We start from the raw sequence: 16,656 nt of genomic DNA, 5'->3' as shown, positions 1-16,656 counted from the left end.
TTTTCCGTAAATGGAAAGGGCCATCTTTTTTCCGGCAAATAACTATCTTGTTGCAAATAGATGACTCATGAGCAACAGCAATAAAATATGCCTGGTAACGGGCGCCAGCAGCGGAATTGGCTATGCCATTGCACAGGCGCTGAGCAAAGAAGGATATACCGTTATCGCCACCGCCCGGCGGGAAGAGCGGCTACGGGAATTGTCCGCAGAAAATGTGCATATCCTCACCGGGGATCTTACCGACCCCACCTTCCAGGATCACATAGACAACTTTACTTACGAAACATTCGGTCGCTGCGATTACCTGTTTAACTGCGCCGGCACTATTGCCACCGGCGCCATTGAAGCCATCGATATAGACCAGGTAACAGCAATGATCCAGCTAAACGTAACCGCCACCTTCCGCCTCACGTATAAACTGCTGAAACGTTTCCGCCAACAGGGCTCAGGACATGTCATTAATATCTCCAGTATCCTCGGTACCAAAGTAAGGCCCACCGCAGGCGCCTACGCTGCCACCAAATATGCCATGGAAGCATTATCAGAAGCGCTGCGTATGGAACTCGCCGGAAGTAATATACAGGTATCCTGTATTGAACCCGGACTGGTAATGACGGAATTGCATAAAGACTGGGAAGTACATCCAAGGGAAGCCATGGGTATTCACGAACCACTGACCACAGATGACATTGTAGCTACCATAAAATTCATCCTGTCACAACCTCCCCATGTGAGGATTCCCCGGCTGATGATTCTTCCAAAAGATCACCAGATCTGACACGGCAGCATTCATTGTATTGGAAATCATTACCCTATCGTTTACCCGGTGGGTAATGGACGGCGATAGTGCTAATTCTAATCTTTATTTAAGATGCCGGTAACATTGCAATCCTATATTAGCGCATCAACTCTCTTTGTGTATGATGAGCATAGTCATTCTGTCTTGCGTCAACTTTCAGACCTGTGTTGCGATCTATTTATTTAATATACTGAGACCAAAAGATAATTTTGAGAAAACCCTCAATGCGTTTCTGTTTATTCTGCTGATTCACCTCGGAATAAAGCTGTCGCTGCTGGTTGTCTTAAAAAGTAATTTCCTTTATAATAATAATGCCTCTGGTTTTAGTACGGCATATGGTCCATTACTTTATCTGCTTACGCGGATGCTTATTTCTCCTGAAGTAAGCCGGAGAACCATTGCGTTGCATATGGCGCCGCTGCCTTTATTTACGCTTGTGTTTTTCGTCAACAGCTTTGGCTATCTGCGGGGTGCTATTTCGCCCCGTTTTATCGATACTTATTCCTATATCTATCAGTGGTTCAGCATTGTATCGCTGATTATTTATCCCATGGTATCGTGGCGGCTGTTAAAAAAACACGCCGCCGATGATCCCACGGCCGTTCTCAAAAAAAAGCTGCTGACCGTGATCATCAGGATGCTGCTTTCCGCTATGGCGCTGGGTCTTGCAGGGGTTGCCGTTTACTATCTGAAAACAGGCAGATCGGATCTTAATTTGTGGATATTACCTTACGGCTGCTTTATTGTTTTCCTGGTACTGATTCTCCGTTATAAGATGGAAACAGTGAATATTTTCCGGAATACGCCGGAAATTTCGTCAACCAACGCGACTGTTGAGTTAACCATCAATAAGCAATACAAAAAATCAGCACTCGACGAAAAGCGGATGGATGAATATGAAGCCGTTATCCGTGGCTTTATGGAAAAAAGCAAGATCTACCTGGAACCCGAAATCTCCCTGGAAGATCTTTCTGAGCGGGTAGCTATCCCCAAACATCATATCACCCAGTTATTAAGCGAACGTTTCAATAAAAACTTCTACACTTTTATTAATGAATACAGGATCCAGGAAGCGATCAGCAAACTGAAAGCGCCCGGCCTGGATCTGAACATCTTATCATTGGCGTATGATTGTGGATTCAATTCCAAATCATCTTTCAATAGTTATTTCAAAAAAATAACCGGCCTTACCCCTTCCGCCTATCGTAAGGAAATCCAACAAAACATTCCGGTAACAATTCAGTAAGAATTACGTAACAACGATTATTTTTCCTAACTCATTGATTATAAATATCTCAGAAAGTACTACACGTCTTCGCCGCATGGCTTGCACGAATTGTAGTCCTTCCCATCTGGCACTGTCGTAATAGTTTTCCGGCCTTCTGAATTTTGCTGCCGGTACCTAAAAAAAACTATTACCAAAAACCAAAATGACAATGAGATTATTTACTCAATGCAGGGCACTTTTCTTGCTATGGCTGCCCCTTATCCTGATTGCAGGCAATGCCATTGCCCAGGAGAGAATAATAAAAGGGAAAGTATCCGGCACCGATGGTGTGGCTATTCCCGGGGTAAGCGTACGTGAGAAAGGAAAGTCCGGCGGCGCCTTTACCAACGAAGGAGGAGAATTTTCTATCAAAACAAGCGGCTCTTTCGCTACCCTCGTTTTTTCCTATGTCGGCTATTTACCCCAGGAGGTAAATACAGGAAGTGAATCTTCCTTCAGTATCACATTAAAAGAAGACAACAAACGCCTCGATGAAGTAGTGGTAACTGCAATGGGTATCCGTAAAGAAGCAAAAAGACTAGGCTACTCCGTTCAGGAAGTAAAAGGAGCCGACCTCGTAAAAGCCCGTGATCCCAACCCGATCAACTCCCTCGCAGGTAAAGTAGCCGGTTTGACCGTAGGCGCCAACCCGGAAATGCTGGGCCGTCCTGAAATCGTGCTCCGTGGCAGTAAAGATCTCCTGTTCGTAGTAGATGGCGCCCCCATCAACTCCGATACCTGGAATATCAACCCCGATGATATTGAATCCTATTCCGTCCTGAAAGGAGCCAATGCAGCCGCTTTATATGGCTTCCGTGGTATCAACGGTGCTATCGTTATTACTACCAAAAGAGGTACGAAAGACAGCAAAGGATGGCAGGTAGATGTAAACAGCAGCACCATGCTCGAAAAAGGATTTCTCGCCCTTCCTAAAATCCAGGAAGAATATGGCCGTGGTACCACTTTCAAATATAGCTACGGCGACCAGCTGTACGACAACGGGCAGCGCTTACCGGAATGGGGTCCACGTTTCGAAGGCCAGCCTATCAAACAGTACGACAGTCCCTACGATCCGGTTTCGCATGTAAGAACCGCTACGCCATGGACTGCACGCGGTAAAGACAACTTCCAGAAATTCATGGAAGACGGTGTAATCAATAACAACAACATCTCCCTGTCTACCGCCACCGACCGCTCCGATATCCGTATCTCGCTGTCGAACATGAACCAGAAAGGGATGAACCCCAACACCAAACTGCATACCTATACTTTGGCCATCAACGCCGGTTACAAGATCACCGATAAACTGAAGATCGAAGCCAGCGCCAACATCAACAAACAATATTCTCCCAATATCCCCGATGTAAACTACGGTCCTAACTCCTACATCTATATGTTCCAGGTGTATGGCTCCGCTGATTACGACATCAACGACCTGAAAGATATCTATAAAGGACCACAGGGTGTGCCTAACCTGATCCCCTACGCTCAGGAATACGGACGTGAAAACAGCGCCTGGTTCATTGCAAAAAAATGGTTGCGCTCCCACGATAAAACCGATATCAACGGCTATATCAAAGCATCCTATAAATTCAATGACGCCTTAAACCTGAACCTCCGCACACAGATCACCACCTGGAACCAGCTGAGAACAGAACAGGTACCTGCCGGTACTAACCTGAACACCTACACGCCATGGTACTACTTCGGCTGGTACGGCGACTACCGTGAAGATCGTCGTAACCTGTTTGAAAATAACACAGACCTGATCCTTAACTATGATAAAAAAGTAGGTAAATTCAATATCTCTGCACTCGCCGGTGGTAGCATGCGTTCTTTCAACTATAACTCATTATGGGGTACCACCAAGGCACTGGCCATTCCGAATGTATATGTGCTGACCAACTCAAAAGAGCAGTATTCTTCCTATACCTGGGATTCCAAAATGCAGGTATACAGCGGATTCTACTCCTTTGACGTCACTTATGGTCCTTACCTCACCTTATCCCATACCGGTCGTGTAGATCACGTATCAACACTGGCAGATGGTTATAATACCTTCTACTACCCATCTGTGTCCCTGAGTTCTGTGATCAATGATTATGTAAGCCTGCCAAAATTCATTTCCCTGCTGAAAGTACGCGGTTCCTACGCCAACGTGAAGGGAGCCCTTACCTCTCCTACTGCTGCTTCTGCGTTTACGCAGATCACCGGTAAAAGCACCAACAGTGGTTTGCTGGGTTATGGTACTGATCTGTATACTTCTTACGACGGACCTACCTATAATAACCAGATGGCATACAGCCTGGCCAACTATTATAATAACCAGCCTTCGGCAGATTTCTCCAGCACCATCAGCAACCCTACGTTGAAACCTTTCACCGTTTCTTCTTACGAAGCCGGTCTGGATCTGAGATTATTCAATAACCGCTTAGGCGCCGACTTCACCTATTTCACCAGTCTGAATGGTCCGCAGATCTTCGCACTGGGTGTAGCGCCGTCTACCAGCTACAGCGCGCACAACGTAAATGCCATCACTTCCAAAAAGAAAGGTTTTGAAATTGCCCTGAATGCAGCGCCATTAAGAAATCCTAAAGGCCTGAACTGGGATCTGTCCGTAAACTACGCCACTTACAAAGAAACACTCAACGATATCTATGGCGATGAACAGGCAGTAACCCTGAATAACCACAACTACAAAAAAGGCGAACGTCTCGATGCGATCTATGGTCCCGGCTTTGTACACGATGGTTCCGGTAACATCGTATACAGCGGTGGCTTGCCGTTAAGAGCGCCATCAGACATCGGTAACAACAAATTGCTCGGATACGCCAACCCTGATTTCTCTTTCGGTTTTACTAACAGGTTCTCCTACAAAAACTTCTCTTTAAGCTTCCAGGTAGATGGCCGCATTGGTGGTAAAATCTTCAACGAAGTATACAAAGATGGTATGAACGGTGGTACTGCACTGGCAAGTGCCAGCGGTGATTTCGGTAAGGCAAGACTGGCCGACTGGCAATCTACCAACAACGGTACCGTAGCGCCTACCGGGCATTACATTGCGCCAGGCGTGAAAATCGTTTCCGGTACTCCCGTGTATCAGAATGGCGAGATTGTAAACATGAAAGATATCCAGTTTGCACCCAACGACGTAGCTACTACCGTACAAACATTCGTTTCTTCCGGTATCGGTAACGTAAATGAATACTGGATGGTAGACCGCTCTTTTGCCAAACTACGTGAAGTAACCCTCGGTTATAGTTTACCTTCTAAATTCCTGCAGCGTAACCGCTTCATCAAGGCAGCTTCTTTCTCGCTGGTAGGCAGAAACCTGCTGTATTTCTCTAAAAGCAAAGACATCGACCTGGACCAGTTTGCCTCCGGTTACAACGATACCGATCGCTCCCTGGGTAACGGCGGCGTACTGCAAAGTATGACAGCCAGAAGAATGGGCTTTAATGTGAACCTTAGTTTCTAATTATTCAATTTATTTGTATGAGATATATCACTATCACTTTACTGGTAATAGTCCTTGCTATCAGTGGCTGTCAGAAAGGAGACCTGCTGTCCAATCCTAACGTATCTGCGGAAAACTCCACCATACCGGTGGCCCTGTTGCTCAATCACCTCACGGCCAACCTGATGCGGGAAGAAGAACCGGTAATTTCTCCTGTTTACCGCTTCAATCAGAATATCGTTTCCAACTATTCCTATTATTTCGGCAGCAATGCCTATAACTGGTCCAATACCAATCATACCTATGATATGATCCGCTATTGTACCCAGATGGAAGGACAGGCGCTGAAACAATACGGTAACAATACCAACGTATACTTTGCATTAAGCAAATTTTTCAAAGCATATGCGTTCATCTGGTTGTCGCAACGTGTAGGCGATATCCCGATGTCAGACGCCGGCGATGTCAACAAACTGACACCTACCTACGACAAGCAGCACGATGTGTACAAGAACAGCCTGATTTTGCTCGACTCTGCCAACACCATGCTCGGTAACCTGATCTCTCCTGCCAATAGCGCTACCAAAGTAGATGCTACCGGAGATATCTTTGGCCTTACCTACCTCCAGTGGCGCAAAGTGATCAACACCTACCGTTTACGGGTGCTGATCAGCATGAGCAAAAGAGCTGATGACAATGCAGACCTGAACATCAAACAACAGTTTGCCACCATTATCGGCGATCCGGTGAAATACCCTATCATGACGGCTAACAGTGATAACATGGTGTACCGTTATACCACTATTACCCTGTATCCGCCGAACCGTTCCGGAAATGCACCTTACAACAACTGTGAAAATATCAGTCAGACTTTCTTTAACGTAACAGCTGCTTACCAGGATCCACGCGTATTTACGCTGGCCATTCCTGCCCCTGCCCAGTTAACTGCCGGCAAACAGGTGAGCGACTTTACCGCTTATGTTGGAGAAGACAACGGCAAATCACAAGGGTTGATGTCCAACTTCTCTGCCGACGGTAAATATTCTTCCCTGAGCTACAACCGTTATATGTCTTCTTCTTCAGGCGCCAACGCAGAACCGTATATCCTCATCGGTTATTCCGAAATGTGCTTCAATATTGCAGAAGCCGCCAACCGTGGATGGATCACCGGTGCAAGTGCATCCGACTGGTACTTAAAAGGCATCAATGCCTCTATGGACTGGTACGGCTTAAAACAGGGACAGGTGCTCACCATCGGTAACGTAGATGGCTCCAAACCAAGCATGGGTACTGCTACCGCAGACATCAATGCTTTCCTCGCCGGTCCTAATGTAGCTTATGATCCTGCCAAAGGATTAACACAGATCCTAACACAGAAATATGTATCCTTCTTTATGAACTCCGGATTTGAAGCCTATTACAACTGGCGCAGAACCGGCATCCCGGCATTCAGTCAGGGTGGCGTAGGTATTGGTACCGCCAGCAACCAGATCCCGCTGCGCTGGGAATACCCACAGGATGAAATTACCTACAACAAGGACAATTACAACTCCGCTATCAGCAGCCAGTACGGTGGTAATGACGATGTAAACGGAAAAATGTGGCTGATTAAATAATATTTTAGTTTTAGAAAGATGGCAAACCGCATGGTTTGCCATCTTTTATTGTAGTAGCACATGGAAAGACTATATCATATCAGCGATGACCCGAAGATAAAAATATTTGAACCCCGGCCCGCTACCTTTTATCCGGGACATATTCTTCGAAAAGCCGTATTTGCCATATCGGAAACATTGCTGCACAATTATCTCCTACCCCGTAATTGCCCAAGGGTTACCTTTTATGCGGGCCCGGATACCACACCGGCCGACCGCGAGCAATTCCTGGGAAACAGCACCGCCACCTATGTAGTAGCAGTAGAATCTGCCTGGTTAAAAACTATCCAGCAGGCCATTATCTACTGTTATGAATTTCCACCGGATACCTTCTTTCTCTTTGATAAATGCGCAGGATACTATGTATCCATGATGCCCGTAACACCCCTTCGCGTACGACCCATTTACAATGTGATGGAGGAAATGCTGAAACGGAACGTGGAATTAAGGTTCATGCCTTCTATCACAGAACTGGCAGAAGCGGTAAAAGGATCTACCCTGAATTTTTCGCTGATCAGGATGCGTAACGCGGCATTATAGACAAAAAATAATTCACCGGATTTTCAAATATGCTATTTTCGCAGGAACATTATTCTGAGAAAAAAAGTTACATGAGTCCTGCTGAAGCGCTTACTACTGCCGCACGTACATACTGCAAAGAACATTTCGATTACTGGTCTGCCCGGTATGTGAAGGAACGCACCGGAAAAAGCTTTCCGGAATACAGCTACACCGATAATGATTATAACCTGTTCCCCCGGTATAATGTACTGTCAGCTATCCTGGGAGAAGTGGAAATGCTGACCGGCAAAACCTGGCCGGACCTGGAGCAATGCCGCGAAACACTGATCCACATCGGCGATACGGCCTCCTCCCCGTTTACGGTCAACGAAAATAATATTGAACAAAATGCGATTCGGGAAGAAAGGGACAAATTTATTCACTTTATCAGCACCATTACGCCATCAGAACTGGCATTGGTAGCGCCACTTCCCTGGCGCCGGCGACTGCCCTCTGCCGAACAGGCAGCAGTACGGCAGGTGCTGCTGGAACGCTGGAACTACGACGGCGATTACTGGGACCCGCTGGATTACAGGTGCCCTACGGAAACAATATACCTGGCCAAAAAGAATATTACTGCAAACGACTACCAGGCCATTATCAGTTTTATCAGCAGCTATGCCGCCCCGCTCCTCCTGGAACTCACAGAAGATGGCACGGATGCGGAGATTGACATCAATCTGTTTCACCCCGATTGTTACGAAACTGTTTATTGCGACCGCAATTATGAATGGATCATTTACGGGTCTTATGAAAGTACCGTTACCTTTGCAGGGGAAGCACTGCTGACGTTTATTAAACAACAGTTCAACGGACGGGAAGAGCTATTTGATCAGTGGCCTTCGTAAGGCCGTGCAGACAGGCTTTCCAACAAATCTTAAAAAAAATCCGACATTTCTCTTGACTCTTACCTTAGGTCATACCCTATATTTGTTCCGATAAGGTATAAATCCAAACGATGAACAAGTATTCTGTAAAAAAGCTGTCTCAACTGGCAGGTGTCAGCGTGCGCACCTTACACCTGTACGACAAGATGGACTTACTCAAACCTTCCGTCCGTACCGGGGCCGGGTATCGGCTGTATGGCGAAAAAGAACTGCTGCGTTTGCAACAGATCCTCTTCTACCGGGAACTGGATTTCCCATTGAAAGAGATCTGCGACATACTGGACGATCCTGCATTTGATCTGATGCAGGCGCTGGAAGAACACAAGGTAGCGCTGTTGGCCCGGAAGGAAAGAATAAACACATTGATTGGTACCATTGAAAAAACATTGGTAACACTTAAAAACAACACTATGTTACAAGCAGCGGATTTATACGAAGGCCTGCCTGTCGAAAAAGTGGCGGAATGCCGCACAGCAGCCATGTCCAAATGGGGAAAAGATATGATCCTGGAAGTAGAAGATACCTTACGGGCACTGGGCAGTCAGGAAATGGCAGCCATGCAGACAGAACTCAATAACATCACCAACCGGCTCACCACGCTGATAGGTGATCCTCAGCATGAAAAAGTACAACAATGTATTGCCCGGCGTTATGAAATTATCACCCGGCTAACCGGTGGAAAAATAGCACCCGGTAAACTGGAATACTTCAGAACCCTGGGTGAATTATACGCAGCAGATAAACCGGATGTTACAGCCGATGGCCTGCCTAGCCGGCAAATGGCTGTTTTTATCAGTGAGGCTACCGCGTATTACCATAAAAATACCCGGCACTAAAAGAATGGGCTGCCTTTTTATAGGCAGCCCATTTTGTCAATCATATGATTAAAGTTTATCCGGAAGATTAAATCTCTATTTTTGCAGCGTAAAACAAAGCGGGGCAGATAATATCCGCCCCGCTTCTATTGATATCAAACATATAATAGCCGGATGAAAGAACAAGTAATTACTTTGATGGCAAAGTTAAAAGACAACTCCCTCCCATTCAAAGATGTGATTGAATTTATAGAAACGTACTATCAACATCAGCCCACTGCCTTTAAAAACGGAGATGCTTACAATGAAGCATCACAAAACCAGGGTAGTGCCAAAGTGTTTTCTTTTGCACAACTGCAGCGACTCAGTGCGGAGGATACCCTCTACTTATTTGCGGAACACTACCAGGCGGTGTTAAATACACCCACCGGAACCGATCACCAGAATATCAGGCAGTTTATGCTCCATGGCTGGCCGGGCATCGTTTTTGAAGGAACGGCCTTATCTGCGAAATAACATTTTATCAGCGCCGGCAACATCCTGTGTTGCCGGCTTGCTTTTTTATTTTCTCTTCAACACGGAACTGATCATCAGTTCCAGCGTCCGCTCATTACTGCCATCAATCCGGAAATCGGTGAATACCAGCTGTCCGTTCTGATCAATGAGGAAATTAGTAGGCTCTCCCCGCACTTTATACACCTTTGCGGCCCAATCGTCGGTAGCACGCAACGGCGTGAAGGAATAGCCCGTTCCTTTCATAAACGGCAGTACATAATCATCCTGATCCGGCGATACGTTGATGCCGATATAAGCTACATCCTGGCCTTTAAATTTATTGATCACGTTCTGGAAATACGGGAACTCACCACGGCAGGGGCCACAACCCGGAAACCAGAAGGTAAGCAGTATTACTTTCCCTTTATAGCTTTCCAGAGAAGCGGTACCGGAAGAAGTATACAAACCCAGGTCAAAAGGAGGAGCCGGTTTAATCGTCTGCTGCCTTACCTGCCAGATATCTTTGTCGATCTGTTGCGCATCTTTACCCTGCGCTTTGCCATATACTTCCAGTTCTTTCCAGAGATCATCGGTAGGGTCTTTTGCATAAATAGCGGCGAGACTGTTGTAAGCTTCATCAGTATTACCCAAACCATGAGCAGCACGCGCTTTCAGCGAGGCAATGAAAGTGTTTAAACGGGAGTAGCGCGACAATTTAATTCCTGTCAGCAGATCTGCCGCTTCTTTGAATTTTCCTTGTTGTATAAAGGCATTGACGGAAATGATCTTCCCTGCCAGCGTATCCTTGGCGCCCCAGCCTTCCTGGCCTTTCAGCGCGGTAGCCAGTGCAGCTGCTTTCTCAGGTGCTGTTTTCAGGTAAATACTGAAGAGGTCATCCATACCGCCGGACGACCAGCTGAATTTGGCCGGCGGATACAGACTGCGCAGTTGCTCATATACTTTTACCTTTTCCGTAGTATCCCGGCTCCTGGCTCCCAGCCAGTATAAGCCCTGGGCGCCACGTTCACTTTGCGGAAACTTTTTAGCCAGGTCGTATAACATGGACCGCCATTTCTGCCCGTCGATATGTTCAAAATCCATGGCATAATAAAAAGCATAACCCGGATCTGATGGATCAGCAGCAGACGCTTTGCCCATGTATTCCCTGGCGCCGGTCTGATCTCCCCAGCGGTCGGCATCGATCGACAGGTCTTTCCATGCCGCCGCCAGTTTTGGATTCAACTCCACCGCCTTCAGCAGGTAAGGTTTGGCCTTCGGACTTTCCGCGTCTGCATAGGCTTCCCCTATAGCAAAAGGCACCGTGGCCGACCGGGGAAATTGTTTGGCCCATTGGGCATATTGTCCTTTCAACAGGGAAACAACAGAGTCGCCATTCCGGAAAGAGGCATTGGGAATACTTTTACGGAATGCCTTGATATACTCCTGATGCGCTCCCAGGCTATCCGGGTACTTTGTGATCACTGCTTTCAATTCATTCAAACCGGGTGTACTTTGCTGCGCTGCCAGCGGAACAACGGGAAGTCCGCCGATCAGGATGGCTATTATTCTTTTACAGATCATATGGATGCGTGTTTAGTATTTATTTTGTTCAATTAAACCGTTACTGGAGATAATTTCCGTGCGGGGAAGCGGTGCGGCAAAACGACGGCTGTTCTTCGGCAGGGTGTACGTTTTCGCGGGCTCCCCGGAGGATACCTGTGAACTGGTATAGGAGTAGAAGTTCCTCGTGAGCACTACATCATCATTTGGATCCTCATTATTATTAAACCGCCTGATGTCGAACCAGCGTTGTGTAAAAGGCAATTCACGACGGCGCTCTTCCAGGATTACTTTGATAACAGCATCTTTACCGGCAGCTACCAGGTTTACCCAGGGACCGGGTTTCAGGCGTTTTGCCCGCAACGTGTTCACGGCAGTCAGTGCCTCGCTCACGCTACCATTACGCGCCAGGCATTCTGCCTTGATCAGCAACATTTCAGCAACGGTAGGACCGGAAGGGATCCTGTCTTTATAAAAGAAAATGTATCCCGGGTAGCTATACGCCGGTTTGATCAGGCCACGGTCGTAGGAGTAGTCTTCCACGATATGATACTCATAACGCAGGTCGTGATCATGATCATACAGATCCAGCAATGCCTTGCTGGGGATATACCACCAGGACTCATGATACAGCATCCTGAAGTACAGGAATTCCTTCCAGCCAATCATATCTGTCATATCAGACTGATTATTGTGGGTATACGGGTATTTGATGGTCACCGTTTGAGCTGTGGGGGTACCTGCATTGATCGTCACCTTCCCATCAATACCATATTTCATTTCTGTGTTGTAATCCACCAGCTGGCTGTACTCTGCTAAAGCGGCGTTGGCATACTTGAGTGCCTCTGTGTAGTTATTCCGGTTCAGGTAATAGCGGGCGGCAAAACCGTTCACGCCTGCTTTGCTGGCCCGCCAGTGGCGGGGTGTTCCGGTGGCCGATAAAATAACAGGTGTTTTCAGCGCTTCGGCCAGGTCTGATTCTATCAGCTCGTATACTTTCTCCAATGGCTGACGCACTACCGGCTCTTCAAAGCCGGTACCCACTTTTAAAGGCAAACCGGTTTCCTGCTTATTGGCGGCCGTGTAAGGCAAACAATAGGTATTGGCGAGTTCCCAGTAACTATAGGCCCTTATAAAGTGCGCATCTGCCTTTATCACCGCCTTTTCTTCATCGGTCCCTGTTACTTTATCTGCATAGGAAAGGGCCATGTTGGCATTGAAGATCTTCCTGTATTCTCCACTCCAAAAAGATTCACGGCCATCGTCCGGCAGATAATTGATATCCCATAAGGTAAATTCTACCTGTGCCATGGAGAATGTGGAAGGACGCGCATTATACAGGTCCAGGGGAAGATCTGCATCATCGGTGCTGTAAATAGCTGTTCTGTTGCCCTCCTGGTAAAAGGTGTTATAATTATTCAGCAGCGCACTTAATTGCGCGGTAGTAGTTACTACCAGCGATGAAGTTTTACTGGGCTGCTGATCCAGGTATTTATCACAGGAAGTAATGAAAGTCAATATGGCCATGCCCGGCAACAAGCGGTATATTTTATTGATCAACATGATGGCAGATTTAAAGCGTTAATTTAAGTCCGAACGTAAATTTGGGCTGCGGTTTCATTCCTCCCAGCGGGTATTCCGGATCTTCGCCGGTGTTGTTGGCAAGAATGGTAAACAAGTCGTTGCCCTGCGCATACAATTGCAGTCCGCCGATGTGCAGCGCCGACGCCAGCCTGCGTTTCAGGTTATAGGTAACATTTACTTCCTGCATGCGTATATGCGAAGCATTTTCAGCCAGGTAACTCATGTAGGGATAAAAGCGGTCCCAGAAATAGAATTTAGGTTCATCATCATTCTGGGGCAACGGTACGATCTTCATAGGATCGCCTTTCATTACTTCGCCCAGCTTATTATTCGGCAGCACCCTGGATCCCCAGAGTACGGGATAATTAAACGACATGCGGTTAAACACATGCCCGAATTTACCCGTCACAATAAATGATACATCAAAATCATACAGCTTGAAGGAGTTCACCATGCCGAGTGTATAGGGCGCTACCTGTGTGCCCATGTCCAGCATATAATCGCGGCCGTCGCCGGGCGTCCAGCCGGTGAAATCATACTTATCTTTACCGGCTCCCTTTACATAAGGCTGTTTATTGTACACGCCTGCATAGTCGAAGCTCCAGAGGGTATTGGCATTTTTCCCTTCCACGTAGGCACCGCTACCACCTGAATAAAGCGTAGAGGCGGCATAGTTAGCCACAAACAGCTTGGTGATCTTATTCCTGTTGTAGGCAAAATTCACGTCTCCTCTCCATACAATGTCGTTGCCTTTGATACGGAGATTAGTACCTACCGTGAGCTCAATGCCACGGTTGTTCATCTCTGCATTATTTAACCGCTGGGAGGTGGTACCATTCACGGCAGGAATAGACAATACCGCGATCAGATCTCTTCCCATTTTATTGTACACATCCACTTTACCGTGCAGCTGATTATTAAAAAGTGCATAGTCGGCGCCGATATTCCAGGTGCCCGTTTTTTCCCAGCGCAAGGTAGGATTACCATAACTGGACACAGATGCCTTAAAGTCCTGCGTATACAGATCCGGCGTAGCCGTAGTGGAGATCAGCGGACGGAAAGCGGTAGATCTGTCTACGTTGCCATTAAAGCCGTAGGTCAGTCGTACATTCAGCCAGTCGATCCAGGAAATGCCCGACATAAAACGTTCTTTCTGTATCTGCCAGGCTAAACCGGCCGACCAGAACGGCGCGTAACGATATTGCGGATCATCTGTGATCAGGTTGGACGCATCGGTACGATAGCTTCCCGACACTGTGTATTTGTTCGCGAAAGTATAGGCGCCATTGGCATACAGCGAAAAATACCGGTCAGTCAGGTAAGTGAAGGTATTGGAATAAGCAAATGTCTGGTTATTACCGAGCCAGTTTTTGATAGGGAAAAACGTACCCCCGGGCCCGTTAGGAAAGGTGCCCAGTGTAAGGGTCTGGTCGTTATACCCATAGGTAGTAGGATTACCAAAAGTCTGTGAAACGAAGTTGGTAATCTCAGAACCGGCAATCACATTTATTTCATGCTGTTTTCCGAACCTGCGGTTGAAATTCAACTGGTTCCGCAAATTATACGATTCTGTTTTGCTCCGGCTTTGTGTCAGGATGCTGCCTTTCGACAGGTTAGGCGTGATAACGCCCGTAGTCTGATTCCAGCTGGCAGCCGTATTTACCCTGCTTCTCACATAAAACGTCTGGTCGTTATACAAGCCACGGTTAAAGGTATTAAACAGTTCATACTGGATTTTACTGTCGAACGACAACCCCTTCATCAGGCGGAAAGTGAGCCCTGCCTGAATGCGGGCATTCAACTGTTTGGCGGTGATATCCCGGTTGGCTACTTCCTGGATCGGGTTGTAGCTCCAGTCGGCATAAGGAAATTTATTCATCGGTACCGACCGGGTAAGTATAGGCCAGTAATACTGACTGATATTGGTATAGGAGCCATCGGGGTTCAGCAGCATATCATAGGGTGATAATCCCTGGATATCGCTCAGTGATACCCCGTTGTTACGCGCATCATTGTACTGTACCATGGCAGTGGCGTTGAAGTCCAGCCATTTAAATACACTGGCATTGGTGCGGTAATTAAACAGGTAGTTATTGGCTTCTGTCCCTTTAAAGTTCGATTGTTTTTTCCCGAATAAAAGCGACAGCACATTGCTCATCCGTTGGGTACCTCCATAGAGGGTCAGGTTGTACTGCTGATCCAGTGGATTTGCCAGCAGGTGCTTTGAAATCTGGGAGCGGTTATCCTGGGTTTTCAGTTTCTCCAGCACGGCATCGCGGTCGGCATTCGACAGGTAACCGAGATAGTTTTCACTCAACGCTATACTGGCCTGCGACCATTGTTTTCCATAGTTGGAAACCAGGTCACCGGAATTAACCTGGGCGCCCCAGCGGTTAAAAGTGAGTTTCTCGTATTCTACCGTCTCCGCAGAAGATGCCAGCGGATTTACATAATCCAGGTCGAATTTACTACCTATACGGGTAAACGCATTTACTTCCACACGAAGCGGAACGCCGCGCGCTGATTTTTTGGTGGTAACAACAATCACCCCGTTGGCCGAGCGTGCGCCCCAGATAGAGGCAGCCGCTGCATCCTTCAGGATGGTGATGCTTTCTATATCGTTAGGGTTCACCGAATTGAAATCGCCCTGGAGCGGAAAACCATCTACTACCACCAGTGGCGCAGCGCTGGCATATAAACTGGTTTTTCCCCTGATTTCAAAAGTAGGGTTTCCGTCTACATCCAGTTTTGCCTGCATGCCGGCGGTAGTACCAATGAGGCGTTGGGCAATATTCACCGCTGGTTTTTCGAGCTGCGATTTGCTGATCACATCAAATGAACCGGTTGCGCGTTCTTTTGAGATGGTCTGATAGCCTGTTGATACTACTGACACGGACTCCAGCAGGTTGGTTTTTGTTTTTAAAGAAATGTTGAGAAAAGTTTTGCCTTCCGGTTTTATTCTACGGGTTTCATAGCCTACGCTTCCAATGGTTAATACCGCGTTTTCAGCTACTCCTGTAAGTGTAAACTCTCCATTCTCATTGGTAATGGTACCCATGGCACGTCCTTCCACACGTACGCTCACACCTGCCAGCGCTTTCCCGCTTTCGTCGGTAATACGGCCACGGATAATACTCGCTGCCAGCATTTCCAGCGGTAAGGAGGGGAAAATAGTTCTTGGTGTGCGCCTGATAACGATCAGGTGATCTTCTATACTATAAGTGTAAGGCAATCCATTGAAACATGCATCCAGCGCTTCTCTCATGGTAACGTTTTTCAGTTCGAGATGACGTACCATATTATTCTCCAGCAAAGTATTATCGGCTATAAAGGAATAGCCGGTCTGGTTTTTTATTTCACCAAGAACATACTTGATCGTCAGGTTTTCCTTTTTGATAGTAATGTACTGAGAGTAGGTTTTAGCGCTCAGATGCAGTGCGACGATGAGTAATAATATAGTCAACCGCATGATCTTCCAGATTAAAAGAGACAATAATTCGCCCCTGCCCGCAGGGGCATTCCCAATAAGTTTCATAAATTTGATTTGTTCGGGTGGTTTTTGAAAACGAAGTCCTT

The 16,656-nt window shown here is 47.0% G+C and carries 11 protein-coding genes; 8 read left to right on the top strand and 3 right to left on the bottom strand.

Features of this window, described 5'->3' with window-relative positions:
* Positions 1-67 precede the first annotated feature (67 nt).
* The 8 genes from BMW79_RS10840 (at position 68) to BMW79_RS10805 (ending at position 9,957) form a co-directional block, all read left to right on the top strand.
* Positions 68-778: an SDR family oxidoreductase gene (locus BMW79_RS10840; protein WP_089894427.1), complete on the top strand. Its 711-nt coding sequence runs from the start codon at positions 68-70 to the stop codon at positions 776-778.
* A 385-nt stretch (positions 779-1,163) separates the two neighbouring features.
* The gene (locus BMW79_RS10835) at positions 1,164-2,045 is read left to right on the top strand and encodes a helix-turn-helix domain-containing protein (protein WP_177192115.1); all 882 of its coding nucleotides are present in this window, start codon (positions 1,164-1,166) and stop codon (positions 2,043-2,045) included.
* A 190-nt stretch (positions 2,046-2,235) separates the two neighbouring features.
* On the top strand, positions 2,236-5,544 hold the full coding sequence (locus tag BMW79_RS10830; protein ID WP_177192114.1) for a SusC/RagA family TonB-linked outer membrane protein: 3,309 nt from the start codon (positions 2,236-2,238) through the stop codon (positions 5,542-5,544).
* Positions 5,545-5,561: 17 nt separating this feature from the next.
* Positions 5,562-7,139, top strand: a complete 1,578-nt coding sequence (locus tag BMW79_RS10825) for a SusD/RagB family nutrient-binding outer membrane lipoprotein (protein WP_089894418.1) — start codon at positions 5,562-5,564, stop codon at positions 7,137-7,139.
* Positions 7,140-7,199: 60 nt separating this feature from the next.
* Positions 7,200-7,718 carry a DUF6886 family protein gene (locus tag BMW79_RS10820; RefSeq protein ID WP_089894415.1) on the top strand — a complete coding sequence of 173 codons (519 nt, stop codon included), beginning with the start codon at positions 7,200-7,202 and terminating at the stop codon, positions 7,716-7,718.
* Between the two features lie 71 nt (positions 7,719-7,789).
* Complete coding sequence (locus BMW79_RS10815; protein WP_143059125.1) at positions 7,790-8,587, top strand: hypothetical protein; 798 nt, start codon at positions 7,790-7,792, stop codon at positions 8,585-8,587.
* A 110-nt stretch (positions 8,588-8,697) separates the two neighbouring features.
* A complete protein-coding gene (locus tag BMW79_RS10810) occupies positions 8,698-9,462 on the top strand; it encodes a MerR family transcriptional regulator (protein WP_089894408.1) in 765 nt (254 codons plus the stop codon).
* A 153-nt stretch (positions 9,463-9,615) separates the two neighbouring features.
* Positions 9,616-9,957 carry a HopJ type III effector protein gene (locus tag BMW79_RS10805; protein ID WP_089894406.1) on the top strand — a complete coding sequence of 114 codons (342 nt, stop codon included), beginning with the start codon at positions 9,616-9,618 and terminating at the stop codon, positions 9,955-9,957.
* Between the two features lie 45 nt (positions 9,958-10,002).
* Here the strand turns inward: BMW79_RS10805 and BMW79_RS10800 are convergent, their stop codons facing one another.
* The 3 genes from BMW79_RS10800 to BMW79_RS10790 are packed head-to-tail and all read right to left on the bottom strand — an operon-like array spanning position 10,003 to position 16,615.
* A complete protein-coding gene (locus BMW79_RS10800) occupies positions 10,003-11,517 on the bottom strand; it encodes a TlpA disulfide reductase family protein (protein WP_089894405.1) in 1,515 nt (504 codons plus the stop codon).
* A 12-nt stretch (positions 11,518-11,529) separates the two neighbouring features.
* Positions 11,530-13,059 (bottom strand): RagB/SusD family nutrient uptake outer membrane protein, encoded by a 1,530-nt coding sequence (locus tag BMW79_RS10795; RefSeq protein WP_089894402.1) that lies wholly within the window; start codon positions 13,057-13,059, stop codon positions 11,530-11,532.
* A 10-nt stretch (positions 13,060-13,069) separates the two neighbouring features.
* Positions 13,070-16,615: a SusC/RagA family TonB-linked outer membrane protein gene (locus BMW79_RS10790; RefSeq protein ID WP_089894398.1), complete on the bottom strand. Its 3,546-nt coding sequence runs from the start codon at positions 16,613-16,615 to the stop codon at positions 13,070-13,072.
* Between the last annotated feature and the right edge of the window lie 41 nt (positions 16,616-16,656).

The sequence above is a fragment of the Chitinophaga arvensicola genome (genome assembly GCF_900110835.1).
Taxonomy (GTDB): Bacteria; Bacteroidota; Bacteroidia; order Chitinophagales; family Chitinophagaceae; genus Chitinophaga; species Chitinophaga arvensicola.
Note: the sequence above shows the minus strand (reverse complement) of the source record. Positions and strands in the feature narration are given on the sequence as shown.